This is a genomic window from Paenibacillus planticolens, from assembly GCF_013141725.1.
GTDB classification, from domain to species: domain Bacteria; phylum Bacillota; class Bacilli; order Paenibacillales; family NBRC-103111; genus Paenibacillus_E; species Paenibacillus_E planticolens.
In genome coordinates this window covers 25713-42663 of the sequence record NZ_WHNZ01000026.1, presented here as the reverse complement: position 1 = coordinate 42663, position 16951 = coordinate 25713, and the positions used below count along the sequence as shown (strand labels likewise).

The window sequence follows — 16951 nt, the reverse complement described above, 5'->3', positions numbered from 1 at the left end:
CCATTTAAAGGGTTTCCGGATTAGCAAGCCCACTCAACTGATGATGGGATAGCTTATACTCCTTCGGACTCATGCCGACCATTCTTTTAAATACTTTATTGAAATGACGGTAATTTTCCATCCCAACCTGTTCGGCAATTTGAAATGTTCGAAGATCGGTTGTCAGCAGCATGCGTTTAGCAGCTTGAACCCTCATCGTCATCATATATTGGGTGTACGTTTGCCCTGTCGTTTTCTTAAACAAAGAACTGAGATAAGGAATGCTGTATCCTACTTTCGCAGCCATGTCTTCCAAGGATATCGATACGGACAAATCAGCCCTCAGCTGTTCGATTACATTCAACATGATCGCATTGACAGGACTTCCTTGCTCATAGCTCACTTCCGCTATGCCTGCGTCGGTATTTTGTTCGTTTGCTTGTATTTTTTGCCGATCGTCTTCCCGCCTGCAAATTCGCGGAATGAAGTTTTTGAGTGTGTCGGCGAGCAGGTTCTCTTGGAGCAGACAATCTTCCTTAATCAAGTAGGATGACGCGCCTAATTCAATGGCCTTTTGAGCAAAATGGAAATCTTTGTGACAAGATAAAATAATCGTCTCCGGCATATCCGGTTGCAACTGTTTCAACGCTTGAAGCATTTCAATTCCGCTCATCACCGGCATCGTTATATCAGTAATCAGAAAATGAGGTTGAAATTGTTTGAACAGTTCAAGCCCTCTTCTTCCGTTGACAGCCTCTCCTACGAGCTCAAACCATTCCTTTTCTTGGGCAATCATTTGTTTGAATACATCGCGGGCCGGTTTCTCATCCTCAACGATCAATACCTTATATGGAGCCGTCATGCGAGTGTTCCTCCTTAGCGAATTCCAATCGATGCCTTGGAATAAGGATGGACACGATTGTCCCTTCTCCTTGAGCATTACTTTCAATTCGAAATTGAGATTGCTCCCCGAACAGCAGTCTGACGCGTTCTGATACATTTTTAATTCCTATGCTTTCCCCGCGATCTTCGTGCTGAATATACCGTCGCAGCTGTTCTAAGCGGTCCGGCTCCAAGCCTAATCCATCATCTTCAATTTGGAGCATGACCGTTTCTTCCGTGAACGGAACCGCTCGAACAACAATGGTCCCTTGATCGGTTTCTTTGCCGAAAATACCGTGAAACAATGAATTTTCGATCAAGGGCTGCAATAAGAGCTTCGGAATTAGCATGCCTTTCAATTGTTCGTCAATTTCCGTTCTCACAATAATTTGGCAATCATACCTCAATTGCAGCATGGCGATATAATCGGTTATGTAATGAAGTTCCCCGGAAAGAGGGACAAGCTGTGCATAGTTTTCCATCGAGTAGCGCAGCATGGAAATGAGTCTGTGCAGCATGCTTCTGATTTTGTTGTAATCTTTCAACATGGCGAACATGCTGATTGTATTTAATGTGTTGTATAAGAAATGAGGATTGATTTGGGCCTGCAGCGCCGTTATTTCACTGCGTCGTTTCAATTCTTCCGATTGCTGTAAATTTTCCATCAGCGTATTCAGGCGAAAGGCCATATTATTCAGCATCATACCCAGCTCGCCAATCTCATTTTTCGGATAATCCGAATACGAGTTGGAGAAGTTGCCCTGCTGAATCGATCTCATATGCCGTTTGAGCCGCTGAAGCGGCCGATACAGATTGTAACCGATCACTAGTGCACCGATCAGTCCAAAAAGCATAAGCATCATTAACAAGATCAATGCCGTTCTCGTAATAAACCGCGCACTCTCCGACAATTGATCAACCGGTATTTCAGAAATGACACTCCACTTATGAAAGTTACCGGACTGTTTAATCGAGAACAGGGAGTGATCAACGACGAACTGTTCGCTATGTTTGCTTTCGTTCCAACCCTCTATGGCCTGTTCGATCCGCTTGGAAATTTCTGTTGAAGAAGCCGTGCTCGTCGTGGCAATGACTTTGTTCTCGCTCGTGACAATGTATACGGCTCCGTCGGGACCCAGATTGATGTTATGAATCGCCTTTTGCAAAGCTTGCTTCGGCAGCGTAATGATCAGCATTCCTCTGTAGCCTGTCCCATTGGAATATGTGAGTTTTCGCATAAAGAAGCTGTTGTCGGCAAGAAAAGAATTCTCCGTGCTGGGCGTATCGATTAATTGAAATGCCTTGTTCGATGCTTCCATAGAGTGGATAAGCTCCTCATAACGTGATTGCGCTAAGGGAGCTATCGAATCCGTTGTAGAAATGACTTCACCGGAATCGACAGAATAGATGCTGATATCCGCTATATCCCCGATCGTCGTTTTTCCCGTATCCAACGTTCTCAGCAATTCCTGCATCTGAATCACGTAGTCGAAGTAGCTGTCCTTTGCATTCAAAGCGTTGGTGATGACCGGCGAAAGTCCGTATTGGTTGCTTAATTGTTGAATACGCACCATCGTATTATCGATTTGTTCGTTCAACTGGTTAACGACTTGAAAATTCAGCGCGTTCACTTTCGCCATCACCGTTTGGTTCGAAACATGTACCGTTACATAGGCGAAAATAGATAAGGGAATAGCAGAAACCAGAAAAAGGATGAAAATAACTTTAACAAAAAAACTTCTTCTAATAAAACGCAGAAATGATACTCTCATTGTATAATCGCGGCCTTTCCCTATCATCCGAGAAACGATATCAATGCTCTCTTGGAGTCTATTTTAGCACATGGCGGATAAGGCCATACATGATCATTCTGCTAGTTCACTTTAAGAAAGCGAGCCGGCAAACTCAGCCAGTTCGATCGATTTCCCCTGATTCAAGCGGGAGTGTTCCGCTGCAAACGCCATCAGATGACTCCGAACGGAGGCCGCAGCGGACGTTAAGCTTTCTTCTCCATTGTAATCGCGCACTTCTTGTAAAAAGCTGCGGACGATTCCGCTATCGCCGCCGCCATGCCCGCTCGTTTGCTTCGGAAGCATAATCTCCGTCTTCTCATGCGTGACAAAATCCATCAGGATAATCTTGTCATCCTCACCGCGAATTTCACCGCGGGTGCCCATAATTTGAATACGGCGCTCCTGATCGCGAGTAAAACCGCTCATGCTGAAAATAGCGGTAGCGCCGCTCGCAAATTCCATATTCACAACTTGGTGATCTACGACGTTATTATCGCATTTATACACACATCGACCGTAGCCGGTCTCCTTCAAGCCTTGCACAATGCTTTCCCGAGATAAGTCTGCCGTGAAATGTCTTGCCCAAGCTTTACTCTCGCCCAAATAGAAGCGAGGGGCTGAATACGGACATGTTGTTTCTACGGCGCAGCCGTCAATACAATATTCAGTGGAGCCTTCCGGCGCATTGCCGGAATGAAAATGCATTAGCGAGCCATACGAGCTGACCCGTACACACGGCTCATCCATCAACCAAGACAACACATCCATATCATGGCACGATTTGGCCAAGATCATCGGGCTCGACACATCCGAATTGTTCCAGTTGCCGCGAACGAAGCTATGCGCCATATGCCAATAGCCGACGTTCTCATTGAGCTGGATCGATGCCACTTGCCCGATGCGTCCTTCCGTAATAAGCCGCTTAATAGCCGACCAGAATGGCGTGTAGCGAAGAACGTGGCAAATCGTAAGCAGCCGGTTATTTTCTTTAGCCGCTTGCTCCATATCGATACATTCCTTCGGATCGGGTGACATCGGCTTTTCCAACAGCACATGGTACTTGTTACGTAAAGCCTTCATCGTCGGATAGTAATGCATCCGGTCCTGCGTGCAAATCACAGCGATATCGGCCAGCTGCGGCTGTTCAAGCAGTTGCTCCCACGAATCATAGCACCGCTCCGGCGGGATACCGTGCTCCTGTGCGAATTGCGCCAAGCGATTCGGGTCTGGCTCCGCTACGGCGACAAACTTTAATTCATGCGGGTAGTCCAGTGCGTAAGGCGCGTAACTGAAAGAGCCCCTGGCTCCCGCTCCGATTAATATGGCAGTTAGCTGTTTCATGCAAAAAATCCTCCTTGATTCCTATTGGTAGATGTCATCCTCATTTTGTTTACCAATACAGCTTCCAATCTCTTGTTGCCCGGACCAGCGCTTCAAAGTAAAAATAATCGCCCCACAGGCAGCATTCGTCGACTCCTGCATTTAAGGGCTTGCTATATACGCCATGCAGCAGCAATCCATTGGATTCCGGCGTGCTCACGGTCGAATAATTGTCCATCAAAGACAAAAGAATGGAACTTGCAGCATTCTCATAAATAGCTTTATAGGGATCCGCTGCGGATAAATGCTTGTTCAGTTCCATGATGCCGCACACGGCAATAGCCGCAGCCGAGCTGTCCCGCAATTCGGAACCGCTCGTAAAAATCAAATCCCAATGGCAAACATAATCGTTCGGCAGCCGGTTTATGAAATAATTCGTCACTTTTTTCGTTAAATCGATAAGTTCTGGATCTTGTATGTATATAAAGTTAAGCGGGAACCCGTAGACAGCCCAAGCCTGACCGCGCGACCAGCAGGAATCGTCCGAGAACCCTTGAGCGGTTTTGCCGTAAAGCGGAGCGCCGGTGTCAACATCCATATAATACGTATGAAAACTGGACGCATCTTCACGAATCAAATACGCTGCAGCTTGTTTGGCATGCGTGGCTGCGGCATCGAAATAGGCCTGATTCTGCGTTATTTCCGCCGCCCAATACAATAGCGGAAGATTCAGCAAGCAGTCGATAATCATACGTCCCCGCTGCTTCGGATTGCTCAAGCTTCCCCAAGCTTGGATAATTCCTGCCTGATCCAAATAGCGGGTCATGAGCAAATCCGCCGCACGAAGTGCCGTTTGCTTCGCTTCCTCATTACCGGTAAGCTTGTACGCAGCAACACAGGATAGGGAATATAAAAAACCTAAATCGTGCGTTTCGGTACCGATTTGTTCGTCTGCGCGCTTTTTGAAGGAGCTCAATTGAATTTCGGCGGCACGCCGGTACTTCTCATCGCCTGTAACTTCATAAGCGAGCCACAGCATCCCTGTCCAAAAACCAGGCGTCCACTCGTAATTATCTGCCGGTGTATATCTAAGATTTGTGCTGACGATATCGGGAAACTGGTCTGTGAATATTTCCAAATTGCCGTCGATCTGCTTCAATACATGCACGATGGCCGCATCGCATTGATCTTTGGTTAACTGCGGCGGGGTCCTGAACCGATCTGCATTCTGTATGCCTTCATCTTTCACATGCTTCATCTCTAAAATCTCCTTCGTTTTTACAAAACCTAATTAAAATATATGGAGAATCACCCTGATCTTCGGGCAATTCTCCATTTGGCAAGCAAACTCATTTCTTTATTGCGTTATATTGCTCCATGTATTCTTTACCCGCAGCTTCTCCATAGTTTTTCACCCAGTTGTTAATTTCCGTTTTCACATCATCAATGGTGCTTTCGCCAATGACATATTTCAGAGCAGCCGTGGAAACTTTCTTCAAATGATCGGTATTTTTCGTAAGCGTAGGGGAAGTCATTCCGCCGAACGGATTCGTTATCCCGATGCTCTCGAAGCTATCCGTGTAGGCTTTCATCTTCGTCCGCACGGGGTCAGTCGCGTCCGATGACACATAGTAATAAGGATCGTAACGATTGTCGAGCACCCAAACAGCCGGAGTCTCGGACTGGAACAGCTTAACCTGATCGGCTGTACGCTCCACCTTGCCGTCTTTGTAGCTGGTGGCGTGCTGACCGATAATCCCCGCTTTGCTGAACGCATAGTTTTCCTCACTTGCGCTAAAATCAAGGAAATCAACGAGTTTCTGAACTTTCTCCTTCGGCGTGCTGGATGGGATGACCCATAATCCCCAGAGACCGGCAGCTTTTCCGATGCCGCCTTTGCCATCGGGACCTTTCAAGAGCGGCAGCATGTCCACTTCCCCTTTGGCGTCCACTTTCCGAATTTTATCAAGCGGCGAATTCGGAGCATCGCTTAATTCACCGACATGATTGGCTTTTATGCCGGCAATGCCTTGCGTCCATTTTTCAACGGCTTGCTGGGACTTTAACACGGTTGCATTCTTCTCGATTAACCCGCTAGCCCAAGCGCTCTTTAACCATTCTAAATATTTGATATAGCCCTCTGATTGAATCGCAAACTTCGGTACTCCGTTATCGATCGTCCAAGCATTCGGCATCCCGAAGGCGTATTGAACGGACGCCAGCCAATCGAAGACGACATAGGTATTTGTCGCATAAGTAAGGAGTGGGATTGTTTTTCCGCCGCCGGCAGGATCTTTCTCTTTAAATGTTTTTAACACTTGTGTGAGTTCTTCCACTGTCTCCGGCTTTTTCAAGCCGTATGTATCCAGCCAGTCTTTGCGGTAAAGGAACGCTCCTTGCGCGCTGTACAACTGCCTTGGTCTCGGAATCCCGTAAACTTTGTTATCTACTTTCGTTTGAGACCAAGTAATCTCCGGAATCAGGTTCAAGTTTTTCTTATCTTTCATATAAGGCGTGAGGTCATAGAATGCCCCTTGCTTCACATAGTTCGTGAATACGGCGTCTTTGCCGTTATCGAACAGAATCAGATCATATTGCGCCGAATCGGCCATCGCGATGCTGATTTTATCCTTATAGATGTCTTCCGGAACAAGTTCCAATTCGAGCTGAACATTGCCGCGCTTCTCGATATCTTCCTTCGCCTTGTTCCCCTTCAGCACCGGAGGCTCCCCGTTATAAATGAGCATCGCTTTGATTTTCAGTGGTTCTTTGTTCGCGCTGGCAGCCGGCCCTTGTTTCTCTTCGCCTTTGCCGCAGGCAGCCAAAAGACTCATTGACATCACAACAGCAAGTGAAACGTACAACGTTTTTTTCATTTTCATACCTTACCACCCTCTCCAATGTTCAACGATAACAATCCACACGTAAGCGTATCCCTTGATGATCCGAACCTTTCTTCTTCACCTCCTATGTGAAGTTCACGCTTTATTCTTTAATAGATCCAATCATAGCGCCTTGGGCAAAATGTTTTTGCAAAAACGGGTACACGACCACAATCGGTATCATGGAGATGATGATTGCGGCCATTTTAATCGTATCTCCCAATTGTGCCGCAGACTTCTCATTCATACTAAACTCATTGTTAATATTGGATGTGCCCACGACGATCATCTGACGCAGAAGAACCTGCACAGTCCACATACTGCTCTTGCTCAAATAAATGACAGCGCTGAAAAATTCGTTCCAGTGGCCAACCATAAACATAAGCCCGAACGTAGCCATAATCGGCATGGATAACGGAAGCACCAGCGACCATAAGATCCGAATTTCGCCCGCTCCATCCATTCGCGCAGCTTCTTCCAGGCTCTCCGGCAAGCCTTGAAAAAAAGTTTTCATGACCATAATCGTAAAAGCGTTAGTAGCACCAGGCAAAATAAGCGCCCAGTACGAATTCAGCATGCCTAGCGATTTAACCAGCAAATAATTAGGAATAATTCCGGCACTGAACAGCATTGTGAAAAAGATCAGCAGCATCATGACCCGGCGGCCCGGTAAAAACTTCTTGGATAAGGCATAAGCCAGCGTTACCGAGAAAAGAAGATTTACAAAAGTACCTAGCACTGTAACGTAAACAGAATTGCCTATCGCGTTAACGAACCTGCTAGTAGACATCAAGTATTTATAGCCTTCCAGCGAAAACTCCTTAGGAATGAGAAAGAAGTCCCCGCCGATCGACTCCCCACCTCCGCTGAAGGAAACGGCTAAAATGTATATGAATGGAATGATGATCAGCAAACTAAAGACAAGCATAAGGAAGCCAATCATGACATCAAACATCGAAAAACGCATTCTCATTGACATTAAAAAACACCGTCTTCCCCTGCTTTTTTGGCTAAATGATTGCTAAGCAATACAAGAATGAGCCCTATGATCGAGTTGAACAATCCGGCCGCAACACCGTAACTGAAGTGCGACTCCGTTAATCCGACCCTGTAAACGTACAGATCAATGACATCGGATACCTCTTGATTGAGAGGGTTCGTCATGAGGAACACTTGCATGAAATTCGAGTCCATGAGATGCCCGAGACGAATCACCAGCAATATAATAATGGTGCTCTTAATGCCGGGCAGCGTAATGTGCCAAATTCGTCGCCATCGCCCGGCACCGTCCATGGTGGCCGCTTCGTAGAGCTCCGGGTTGACGCCGGCGATTGCCGCCAGGAAAATGATCGTGCCCCAACCTGCATCCTTCCAAATGCTTTGGAATACGGCCAGTGAGCGAAACCATTCTGTGCCCGTCATGAAAGCTAATTCCTTACCGATCATTGGGGCTAAATAATGGTTGATCACACCGGAAGGACCGAAGAAAATAAACGTGATCCCTACGACAACAACCCATGAAAGAAAGTGCGGCAAATAGACGACGGTTTGAATAATTTTCTTAAAAGCGATCGAACGCAGCTCACTAAGCATAATCGCCAAAAGTATGACGAACGGGAAATAAAAAAGCAAATTGAACAAACTCAACATCAACGTGTTCCGTAACAGAACAAAAAAGGATTCGTTCGAGAAAAACTCACGAAATTGTTGTAAACCTACCCATGGGCTTTTACTAAAACCAAGAAACGGACTGTAGTCTTGGAACGCCAACAGCACTCCCCACATTGGAAAATATTTAAACACGATGAAATATAGCATTCCGGGAGCCGCCAACAGATAAAACCATAAGTATTTTTTGAGATTTTTTTGAAACGGAGATCGCTGTGTTTTGGAATAACCGCTCTCAATTTGTTTCACTGCGCTGGTCTCCAGCTTATCGAGCTGACTCAAACTCATGCATGGTGTGCCCCCTCAGAAGGATTCTATAGATTTTGCGGATTCGAAAAGGAAGCGCTTACGTTTAATTTAATGTTACACAAATGAAGTCCGAAGTTACATGTCCTCTTTTAATGGAAGTGTATCCTTAATTAAGATTATCATCGATCATTGTCAAAGAGAGCGCAAATAAATCCGCGATATGCGGATCGCGCACCTAAAATCAATATTTCACATAAAAATAAAGGAGTCACTCTTATGATCTTTTAAAATGAGGAGAAGTCCATGATCGTAATCGAAGGTACCAGCAAAGTAACCTTTGGAGAAGGTACGTTGTCCGAGTTGGAATTAGCGATTTATGAAAAGAAACAAAACAGCTCTACGGAGTATCGGTATGATTCGGTGGATACCCTGCTGTTTGAACTGTACATGCGGACCCAAATCATGGAGGCCTCAAAAGCGCTGAGTGCAAGCGGCGTCTATTTTGCGGATTTCAAACACTCTATGTGCAACCCGGCCTATTGGCATATTACAGATCACGGCAGGTTCCAGTTGAAAAGCGGCGTTGCTCCGCAAGACGCGGTGCGGGATATATTCACGAACGGAACCTCTTATGCTTTCGAATGCTCCATGGCAGTCGTAGTTGTTTTATACAAAGCCATATTAGAATCCATAGATTCCAGTCATTTCGATATGCTGACATCGGATCTTTTATTATTTGATTACCATTCCAACAACAATTTACACCTTATCCAACGGATCGCTAATGAGGAAGCCGTGACGGGTGATGTCCTTTATTTTGAAAATCCTGAGTATGAACCTATGGTTCCCTGGGGAAAAGGGGAAAACGTCGTCATGATGGAAAACGATCACTTTTTTGGACATGGCTATGGCCTAGGGATCGCATCGAAGGATGTTGTTATTAAGGTCCTGAACAAGCAGAGAATCCCGGGCAGCACACAATCTGCCTTTCTGACGGATCGTTATGTGCATCCGGACTTCTCCTACTTTGCGCTCTTTCAATGCCGGAACCGGGATAAACCTATTGTTGCGAAAGTAGGGGATTGGACATATGTCCGCAAATGCCGGATTCATTAACAAAAAAGTTTGTTGCGCCCAATTTGAATAGACATGTGCCCTATTTTCCAATTCCTGCATAGGATGATGTATGCCTATACCGAAAGGGGAAAAAAACATGACACAACGCAATTCATTAACGGAGGCTAACCTCACGAATTATCAAACGGCAACAAGAACGGAGACACTCCTTCCAGCTCAACAAGCTCCGGCATTTACGGGAGATAATCTCCCTATTTATCAACAACCTTCTGCAGCTCCTGTAGCACCTGGTGTCCAGTATCCTGCTCAGCCACATCACGCCTATCATGCCCAACAAGTTCCTTATCACCCTGTACATCATGCTCATCATCATGCTTATCATCATGGTTATCATCATCCTATGCATCACCACGCTTATCACCCTGTACATCAGCTTGCTTACCATCCTATGCATATCTATGCCTATCAACCTGTACATCACCATGCCTATCACCCTATGCATCATCATGCCCACCATCCTATGCATCACCATGCCTACCATGCTCAACAGCACCATGCTCATCATGCACATCATGCACAGCACCCGCACCATCATGTTCAACATGCTCATCATGTTCCGGATCCGCAATAGCCTTTTGCCGTTTCCGTATCTTCAAAACGATTGGCCGCAAGCCCAAAAAAGACCCGGACACACGAATGTGTCCAGGTCTTTTTCTAATCTGCGAACTTAGCTGCCGTTATCCTCCAAAACAACATCCAACTGCCCCTTCAATCGTTCCGATAAGCCGGGTCTGAGCGCCAAGTACGGACCTGCATCCGTGAGATGAACACTTACCAATCCCGCCATGCGAAGGGTCATGAGATGATGGTGCACATTTCCTTTAGCGCCGCCGATTTCCTTCGTTATTTCTGTGAAAGAGCGTCTTTTTTCCGAAAGCAGTTGTAAGATATCCAGACGCTTCTCATCCGACAGCGCTTTGGCTGTTGCGGAAACCGTGAAAGTCGTGGGTGCTTCGATGGCAATTGGGTATAATACATAAATCTTGTCCAAATATACAACAAAAGTATGCAGCGGCCGAAAGTGATAAGCGGGTATCAAGCATACTTTCTTTACCTGACTCAGCTCAATACGCATACCGGTCACAAACTTTTCCACTACATCCTCTGGTTTCATGCTGGCCTTAAGGGCTTCCTCTATTTGTAACGCTCCTTCTTTTATACCCTCCATGCCCTTCCACTGTGACATATATTGTTCCTGCCAAGCAGAAAGGAGGTCGACAAAACGATCGCGTTCTTCGCCTAGATGAAGCCAGACAGGCGTTTTGCTGCCAGCCATATATGCGGCCAAGCGTTCGTATAAATCTCCGACAGAAAGAGTGCTTATCCAGTCCAGAAATGCTTTCATGGAGGAGCTGTCCGGGCACTGATCTACAAGGACTGTGAGCAAATCAACAAACGTTAGTTCCTCAACGGCCTCCAATTTTTCTAAAAAATCAGGCTGCAAAAACTGCTTAACATGTTCGATCCACTCAGGACCGGCATACAGGTATTTGATGTTCTGTCTTCTTTTATACAAAAGAAAGCTAAGTAAGCATTCATGTACTGGTGAGAAATCCGTCTCTATCTGATAAGACATGAGATGATCTTAAACCTCCTTCTAACCATTCTTTTACTCAGAATACCACAATCGGCAAACAGATCATAATGGTTTCGGGTTGAAAAAAAGTGAAATTAGTTATTATTATGAATAACTTGAATTATAGTTCTTGTTTTATTGAACTAATGGTGTTACTTTATTGTTAGGCCATTATTCTAACAGAAAGAGGAAAACGCCAATGAAAACAAATCCTTTCATCGACCTTTTCAAAAATAAGAACTATGCACGACTCTTCGCGGCACAGCTTACCTCCCAAATTGGATCGGTAACGGGCTTAACCGCATTCGCCTTCTACATGCTGGATCACTTCAGCTCGCAACCGGCTTACGCAACGATTACGGAAATGATGTACTCGCTGCCGACACTTGCTATCTTTTTCTTGACCGGTGTGGCAGCGGATCGCTTCGATCGGCAAAAAATTGCAGTAAACTGCGATATGATCAACATCGGTTTGAGTCTCACCTTGCTCGGTGCGATTGCATGGGGGTGGATGCCTCTCGTGTTTGCCCTATTATTCCTTCGAAGCGCAGTCAGCAAAATGTTTCACCCCGCCAATGCGGCCTTGGTACGGGGAGTGCTTCATCCTGAGCAGATTCCATCGGCTATGGGTATGAATCAGATGCTTATGAGTGCTTTCATCCTCTTAGGCACAAGCTTAGGCGCAGTATGCTACTGGCATTTAGGGATACTGGCTTCCGTGGCGATTGACATGCTAAGTTTCTCCATATCGGCTGTATTCATTGCACGCTGCCGGATTCCTTTGGAAGTCAGGCTGCCGAACGGTCCGTCGTCTTGGAAATCATTTAAGTTAACGCAGATTGGCAGCGACTTTATGGAAGGATTGCGTTATGTACGCCACAACCCCATTGTGCTGGCTCTCTTAACCGGCATCCTCATTCTTGGCCTTGCCAACGGCGGAGGCAGCGTCATGTACCTGTTCAACCTGAAATATAAGCTCGCTCCCGACACTTACGAGTCTCTGCAAATAGGCATGACCGCCATTCTTGGAGCCGGCATGATTGTGGGCAGCCTGATATCCGTTCGTCTTGTCAAAAAAATACCGCTTCATCAAATGATCATCCTCAGTTTCTTCTTGGGCGCGGTCGTACACGGCCTGCAAGCGGTCGTCACAGAACTAGTACCCTTTATGGCGCTTTATCTGGTGTATGCTTTATCCGTTCCGCTTTGCAATGTAGCCTTCTTCGGGTGGCTTGCCCAAGTCACCGAGCCAAAGATGATGGGCAGGGTCCAAGCGCTTATTCAACCGCTAATGATGATTACATTTACGGCTATGCAAGGCCTGATCGCTTTTGCATTCCCGAAACAGCTTTCATTGGAAGCGATTTACTACACCGTTGGAGCCGCCGAATTCGTATTAGCCCTGTATTACCTGCTGCTGCTTCCTTCTCTTGCCCAGCAGCATGCTTTGAAGAAGATGAAATCCCTTGCTTCTTAAAACGCAAAAATGACACTCTAAATTGCTTAGAGTGTCATTTAAGATGCTGTTCATATGATTATTGAGCTTGTACGATCTCTCTACCTTTATATGAACCGCAGTTTTTGCAAACATGATGTGCCTTTTTCAATTCTGCACATTGTTCACACTTCACCATTCCTGGCACAGCCAGTTTAAAGTGAGTACGGCGCTTATCGCGACGTGTTTTGGACGTTCTCCTTTGAGGAACAGCCATGGTCAAAACACCTCCTGTTACTTGCATAAATCAACAAAAGCTATCATAGCTTTATCCCGACACTTTGTCAATGCCTATTCTGTGAAACCGACGAAACCCCTTTAACAATAATTTAATATTCAGGGGCCGTTTTCACGTGCAATTGATAACATTCTGCTTACAAATGCACCTTACAATTGAGTTATCTTATTGTGACGGAGGCATCCCAATATGACAACCAAAATAGTTCTTGCATTTGCCTGTTTGCTGTTCTTGTCTGCTTTAGGCGTTAATGCAACAGAGAATGAGAGCTACATTGTTCGTCCATATTCACCTGATCATTATGATTCAACCAAACAATTCGAATATGAATTCGAGTGGCAGCATGGTAAAATCGCCGCCAATCCTTAGCTTTCGGTATGATTGGAACGCGCTATCTGTGTAGCTTCAACCATGTTCTTCAACGATGCGACGGTTTCTTGCAGCCCGCGCGTCTTCAGTCCGCAATCGGGATTAATCCAAAACAGCTTCGGATCCAATACATGCAAGGCACGCTCGATCATGCTCGTCATTTCCTCTACACCGGGAACGCGCGGACTATGGATATCGTATACGCCTAGACCAATGCCCTTTGTATAGGTGTTCACCTCAAAGCTATGAATCAGCTCCCCATGGCTGCGGGAGGTCTCAATGGAGATCACATCGGCATCCATCGCTTCAATCGAATGAATCATGTCATGGAATTCGCAATAGCACATGTGGGTATGAATTTGCGTTGTATCCTGTACCGTGCAAGTAGCCAAACGAAAAGCTTTGACAGCCCAAGCAAGATATTCTGCTTGTTCCTCTTCCTTAAGCGGCAAACCTTCTCTGACCGCCGGTTCGTCGACCTGAATCATGCCAATCCCCGCCCGTTCAAGTGCCTCTACTTCTTGTCTAAGCGCATATGCCAGTTGATAAGCGATTTGTTCACGAGGAATATCTTCACGAACGAACGACCAATTCATGATGGTAATAGGCCCGGTTAACATCCCTTTAACAGGACGTTCTGTCAGCGACTGCGCGTACTTCGTTTCTTCAACGGTCATCTCGTTCAGGAACGCTACATCCCCATAAATAATCGGCGGTTTCACACAACGGGAGCCATAGGACTGCACCCAGCCATTTTGTGTAAAGGCAAAGCCCGCCAGTTTCTCCCCAAAGAATTCAACCATGTCAGTCCGCTCAAATTCCCCATGAACGAGAACATCAAGGCCGATTTCCTCCTGCAGCTGTATCCAGATGTCGATCTGTTTTCGAATAAAATCATCATACTGCTCTTGGGTCCACTCATTTTTACGCCACAGTTGGCGCGCCTTGCGAACCTCGGCAGACTGTGGGAAGCTCCCAATTGTCGTCGTCGGAAAAATCGGCAGCTGCCATTTGTTTTGTTGAACGGTATTGCGACTGACGAAAGGCGATTTCCGTTCCAGTTGCTGATCCGCGATGGCGGCAATCGCTTGCTGGATGTCGTCCCGCTTGCGGTTTTTTGAAAACTTGAAAGTCTGATAGGCACGTTCGTTTTCTTGGAATTCTTCTGGTATTTCATGCAAATTCCGGGAAGCCGCTTTTGTTAGAAGGACAATCTCATCCAACTTTTCATCTGCAAATGCAAGGGCATCCTTCAATTCGCTCGAAAGCTTCGTCTCATAGGCGACGGATACGGGAACATGCAGCAAGGAGCAGGAGGATTGGACCACGATGCGCTCAGGATTTACAAATCCGGACAGCTCCTCCAACAGTTCCAGCTTCTCGCGAAGGGAGCTCTTCCAGATACCGCGGCCGTCGATGACGCCTGCGCCTAAAACTTTGTTTTCCGGAAAGCCCAAAGCTTTAATGGAGGATAAGTTGCCTGATTTTCCGTGAACGAAATCGAGTCCGATTCCTTGGACAGGCAGTCCGATGACCTCTTTATATTGCTCTGCCGATTCAAAGTAAGTTTGGAGCATGATGTTCAAATTCGGTACTGACGCAGCGAACGTCGCATAAATCGTTTGCAGACGATTTACATCCGCCGAACTTAACTTCGTTGTGAGAATCGGTTCGTCGATTTGCACCCACTGAACGCCCTCATTCGCAAGCTCCTGCAGGATTTGCTCATAGAGAGGAAGCAGGCGGCTCAGCCACACATCCGCTTCGGCTTGGCGATACCCTTTCGACAGCTTCAGGAAGGTGAGCGGTCCAACGATAACTGGCTTGCCCTCGATACCGAGCTTCTCCTTCGCTTCGCGATAAGCTGACAGCGGCTTATTTTCAGTAAGCACAGGTACTGATCCTTCGAGTTCAGGCACGATATAGTGATAATTGGTGTTAAACCACTTCGTCATCTCGCTTGCCGCAGCGTCTTTCGTCCCACGGGCAATCCCGTAATAGACCGACAATGGTACGGGTCCGCCATTATAAGAAAATCGTTGCGGCACAATCCCGAACATGGTTGCCGTATCCAAAATATGATCGTAATAACTGAAATCATTGACCGGAATAATGTCAATCCCCTTGTCCCGCTGCTTCCGCAAGTGGTTCAAACGCAGCTCCTGCAGCTGCTGCTCCAGCTCTTCTTCTCCCAGCTTGCCTGCCCAGAAAGCTTCTAGCGCTTTCTTCCATTCCCGGTCTGCACCTATACGCGGATATCCTAAGTTACTGCTCTTCATCATCTTGTGATCCCCTTTTCGAATTGTTACGAGTAAGATATCACGGATAGGAAGATAGCGTGTAACTGGATAAAACTATAGCTAGATATAGCTATTAGCTATATCTGGATATTTAACACGATAGGGCAATCTTAAGTTCTTGTATATACGCCGCTCCCAGCTTTGAAAGCGAAACATTCCGATGTGAAATCCAACCCACATGAATGCTTTCTTCGCAATCCAAGGGAACGGGAATGATCTCATTCCCATTCAAATCGGCGCTTAAGACACCCGTGGATATGGTATATCCATTCAATCCGATTAACAAATTGAAGAGTGTCGCCCTGTCATTCACGCGAATGCTTTTTTTGTGCATCATCGTGCTGAGAATTTCCTCTGAGAAATGAAAGGAATTGTACTCGCCTTGATCAAAGGATAAATACGGGTAATCTTGGAGCTGATCGATCGTCACGATGGATTGTTTGGCAAGCGGATTCTTAATGCTGATGAAAATATGGGGCTTGGCGGTGATTAAGCTGTTAAATTGCAAGTTTGCCGTTTTTAGCAGCTTGTTGATGACTTTCCCATTGAACTCATTTAGATACAAAATCCCGATCTCGCTGCGTAAATTTTTGACATCTTCAATAATTTCATACGTCTTGGTCTCGCGCAGCGCTAAATCGTACTCCTCTTGTCCATACGCTCGAACCAAATTCACGAAGGCGTTGACGGCAAACGCATAATGTTGTGTGGAAACCGAGAAATGCTGCGGGGAAGGCTTCGCATTCAGATACCGGCTTTCCAGTAATTCCGCCTGTTCGACAACTTGCCGCGCGTAGCTTAGAAATTCAATCCCTTCTTTCGAAAGGGAGATTCCTTTATTGGATCGTTCAAATATCGCAAGGTCCAGTTCTTCTTCCAGATCTCTGATCGCGTTCGAAAGGCTGGGCTGGGAAATAAACAACCGTTTGGCAGCCTCATTGATGGAACCACGATTCGCGACCTCAATCACATATTTTAGTTGTTGCAACGTCAACGCGATTCCCCCTCTTCCTGTTATCCCCAGTTTACTATAACCACTTGAAAAATACACAACAAACGATTA

At 46.2% G+C, this 16951-nt stretch carries 15 protein-coding genes; 4 read left to right on the top strand and 11 right to left on the bottom strand.

Annotated elements, in window-relative coordinates; genetic code table 11:
• Positions 1–4 precede the first annotated feature (4 nt).
• The 7 genes from GC097_RS13570 to GC097_RS13540 form a co-directional block, all read right to left on the bottom strand.
• Positions 5–841, bottom strand: a complete 837-nt coding sequence (locus tag GC097_RS13570; protein ID WP_171683834.1) for a response regulator transcription factor — start codon at positions 839–841, stop codon at positions 5–7.
• On the bottom strand, positions 825–2633 hold the full coding sequence (locus tag GC097_RS13565; protein ID WP_171683833.1) for a cache domain-containing sensor histidine kinase: 1809 nt from the start codon (positions 2631–2633) through the stop codon (positions 825–827). Before GC097_RS13565 ends, GC097_RS13570 begins: the two co-directional genes overlap by 17 nt.
• A gap of 111 nt (positions 2634–2744) precedes the next feature.
• Complete coding sequence (locus GC097_RS13560; RefSeq protein WP_171683832.1) at positions 2745–3995, bottom strand: Gfo/Idh/MocA family protein; 1251 nt, start codon at positions 3993–3995, stop codon at positions 2745–2747.
• 49 nt (positions 3996–4044) lie between these two features.
• Positions 4045–5232 carry a glycoside hydrolase family 88 protein gene (locus GC097_RS13555; RefSeq protein WP_171683831.1) on the bottom strand — a complete coding sequence of 396 codons (1188 nt, stop codon included), beginning with the start codon at positions 5230–5232 and terminating at the stop codon, positions 4045–4047.
• Between the two features lie 91 nt (positions 5233–5323).
• On the bottom strand, positions 5324–6856 hold the full coding sequence (locus GC097_RS13550) for a type 2 periplasmic-binding domain-containing protein (RefSeq protein WP_171683830.1): 1533 nt from the start codon (positions 6854–6856) through the stop codon (positions 5324–5326).
• A 103-nt stretch (positions 6857–6959) separates the two neighbouring features.
• Complete coding sequence (locus GC097_RS13545; RefSeq protein WP_246294214.1) at positions 6960–7829, bottom strand: carbohydrate ABC transporter permease; 870 nt, start codon at positions 7827–7829, stop codon at positions 6960–6962.
• 5 nt (positions 7830–7834) lie between these two features.
• Positions 7835–8812 carry an ABC transporter permease gene (locus GC097_RS13540; protein ID WP_171683828.1) on the bottom strand — a complete coding sequence of 326 codons (978 nt, stop codon included), beginning with the start codon at positions 8810–8812 and terminating at the stop codon, positions 7835–7837.
• A gap of 264 nt (positions 8813–9076) precedes the next feature.
• On the opposite strand from GC097_RS13540, the gene tgl reads away from it, so the two are divergent.
• The gene (tgl, locus tag GC097_RS13535; protein WP_171683827.1) at positions 9077–9889 is read left to right on the top strand and encodes a spore coat transglutaminase TGL; all 813 of its coding nucleotides are present in this window, start codon (positions 9077–9079) and stop codon (positions 9887–9889) included.
• Between the two features lie 97 nt (positions 9890–9986).
• On the top strand, positions 9987–10481 hold the full coding sequence (locus tag GC097_RS13530) for a hypothetical protein (RefSeq protein WP_171683826.1): 495 nt from the start codon (positions 9987–9989) through the stop codon (positions 10479–10481).
• 96 nt (positions 10482–10577) lie between these two features.
• Here the strand turns inward: GC097_RS13530 and GC097_RS13525 are convergent, their stop codons facing one another.
• The gene (locus GC097_RS13525; protein ID WP_171683825.1) at positions 10578–11486 is read right to left on the bottom strand and encodes a winged helix-turn-helix domain-containing protein; all 909 of its coding nucleotides are present in this window, start codon (positions 11484–11486) and stop codon (positions 10578–10580) included.
• Positions 11487–11685: 199 nt separating this feature from the next.
• Here GC097_RS13525 and GC097_RS13520 point away from each other — a divergent pair, with 199 nt between their 5' ends.
• Positions 11686–12963 carry an MFS transporter gene (locus GC097_RS13520; RefSeq protein ID WP_171683824.1) on the top strand — a complete coding sequence of 426 codons (1278 nt, stop codon included), beginning with the start codon at positions 11686–11688 and terminating at the stop codon, positions 12961–12963.
• A 58-nt stretch (positions 12964–13021) separates the two neighbouring features.
• Here the strand turns inward: GC097_RS13520 and rpmF are convergent, their stop codons facing one another.
• Positions 13022–13198: a 50S ribosomal protein L32 gene (gene rpmF, locus GC097_RS13515; protein WP_047680282.1), complete on the bottom strand. Its 177-nt coding sequence runs from the start codon at positions 13196–13198 to the stop codon at positions 13022–13024.
• A gap of 210 nt (positions 13199–13408) precedes the next feature.
• Here rpmF and GC097_RS13510 point away from each other — a divergent pair, with 210 nt between their 5' ends.
• On the top strand, positions 13409–13588 hold the full coding sequence (locus GC097_RS13510; protein ID WP_171683823.1) for a hypothetical protein: 180 nt from the start codon (positions 13409–13411) through the stop codon (positions 13586–13588).
• On the opposite strand, the gene metE is transcribed toward GC097_RS13510, so the two are convergent.
• Both metE and GC097_RS13500 read right to left on the bottom strand, forming a co-directional pair.
• A complete protein-coding gene (metE, locus tag GC097_RS13505; RefSeq protein ID WP_171683822.1) occupies positions 13585–15870 on the bottom strand; it encodes a 5-methyltetrahydropteroyltriglutamate--homocysteine S-methyltransferase in 2286 nt (761 codons plus the stop codon). The genes GC097_RS13510 and metE overlap by 4 nt on opposite strands.
• Before the next feature lie 109 nt (positions 15871–15979).
• Positions 15980–16882 carry a LysR family transcriptional regulator gene (locus GC097_RS13500; protein ID WP_171683821.1) on the bottom strand — a complete coding sequence of 301 codons (903 nt, stop codon included), beginning with the start codon at positions 16880–16882 and terminating at the stop codon, positions 15980–15982.
• Positions 16883–16951 lie beyond the last annotated feature (69 nt).